At 78.5% G+C, this 1,682-nt stretch carries 2 protein-coding genes; both read right to left on the bottom strand.

The genetic code is table 11. The features are described 5' to 3' along the window. On the bottom strand, positions 1–466 hold a 466-nt coding region (locus CBZ_RS19800; protein ID WP_130783152.1), incomplete at its 3' end, for an FAD-binding protein. A gap of 176 nt (positions 467–642) precedes the next feature. Then, positions 643–1,682, bottom strand: a 1,040-nt coding sequence (locus CBZ_RS19795; protein WP_307720770.1) for an SDR family oxidoreductase, incomplete at its 5' end; no start/stop codon positions are given.

Genomic DNA, 1,682 nt, shown 5'->3' with positions numbered 1-1,682 from the left:
GGTCGGAGCTGAACCCGTGGCTGCGCGCGAACGGACCGACCCCGCCGCCGAGCAGGTAGCCGACGACGCCGACCGTCGGCGACGACCCCGCGACGGGTGCGAGCCCGTGCTCGGCGGCCGCCGCCGCGACCGCCGCCCACCGGACGCCCGCGCCGACGGTCGCCGTGCGGGCCGCGGGGTCGACGTGCACGGCGTCGAGGCGCCGCGTCGAGACGAGCAGGCCCGACGTGACCGGGTGCTCCGCGCCGTGCCCCGTCGCGTGCACGACGAGCGGCACCCCGTGCGCCCGCGCGGCCCGGACGGCGGCGACGACGTCCTGCGTCGACGTCGCGCCCACGGCCACGTCGGGCCGGAGCGTCGTCGCGAGGTTGAACGCGGCGACCTCGTCGTCGTAGCCGTCGTCGCCCGGCACGAGGACCGGACCGGTGACCTGGGCGGACAGGGTGTCGGCGAGCGTGCGGGACATGCGGCGGCCTCCTCGACGCAGGTGCCCGCCGCCGGCTCGGGCGCACGGCAGCAGGCGGGACGGTCCACCGTCCCACCGACCACCGACACCCCGCCCCGGTCGGCTGTCATGACGGGTCGTCCCACGCGAGCGCCGCGCGCCGTCAGGCCGACGGCAGCACCGTTCTCGCCGCGTCGTCAGGCCGACGGCAGCGACGTCCCCGTCAGGTCCTCGGCGACGTGCCACAGCCGTGCCGCGGTCGCGTCGTCGCGCATCCGGCGGCTCAGCCGCACCGGCCCGGGCGGCCCGACGATCCCGAACGTCCCCGTCGGGCCGAGGTACCCGCCCTGGGCCACGTCGGGCCCGGTCGCGGCGAGCAGCAGCGACAGCGCCCCCTCGGCGGGCTCCATCGACGGGATGGGCGAGCGCGACCCGAACGGCGAGCGGCGCGGGGTCCCGCCGCCGAGCGACGCGCCCGCGGTCTGCAGGTTCGTCCGCGTGAAGCCGGGGTGCGTCACGACGCTGAGCAGCGGCCAGCCGCGCTCGTCGGCGACGTGCGCGAGGTGGCGTCCGAGCAGCAGGTCGGCGAGCTTGGACTGGGCGTACGCGGCCCACGGGCGGTAGCGGCGCCGGGCCTGCAGGTCGTCGAACCGGATGCGGCCCAGGTGCGCGACGCCGCTGCTGGTCCACACGACGCGCGGCGCGGACGCGGCGAGCAGCAGGGGCAGCAGGCGGTTGGTGAGCGCGAGCGGGCCGAGCACGTTGGTGCCCATCTGGAGCTCGAACCCGTCGACGGTCTCGAACCGCGTCGGCGGCGCCATGACGCCCGCGTTGTTGAGCAGCGCGTCGAGGTGCGGCAGGTCTCGCGCGAGCCCGTCGGCGAACGCGGCGACCGACGCGAGGTCGGCGAGGTCGAGCAGCCGCAGCTCGACGTCGGCCCCCGGGTGGGCGGACCGGATCTCCTCGACGGCCGCCGCACCCTTGGCCTCGTCGCGTGCGGTCAGGACGACGCGCGCGCCGGCCGCGGCGAGCCGCTCGGCCGCCTCCCGTCCGATCCCGCTGTTGCCCCCGGTGACGACGACGCTGCGTCCGGACTGGTCGGGCACGCGCAACGGGGGCTCCTTCGGGGCGGCGGCGCCCGCGACGACGGGCGGCCCGCCCACTCTCGCACGCCGCCGCGCCACCGGTCGGCCGAGCCGCCGCCCCGACCCCGGGCCGGGCCCGGCCAGGCCCGGCC

It is taken from the genome of Cellulomonas biazotea, from assembly GCF_004306155.1.
Taxonomy (GTDB): Bacteria; Actinomycetota; Actinomycetes; order Actinomycetales; family Cellulomonadaceae; genus Cellulomonas; species Cellulomonas biazotea.
The sequence above is the reverse complement of the archived record's forward strand: the minus strand, read 5'-3'. Positions and strand labels throughout refer to the sequence as shown.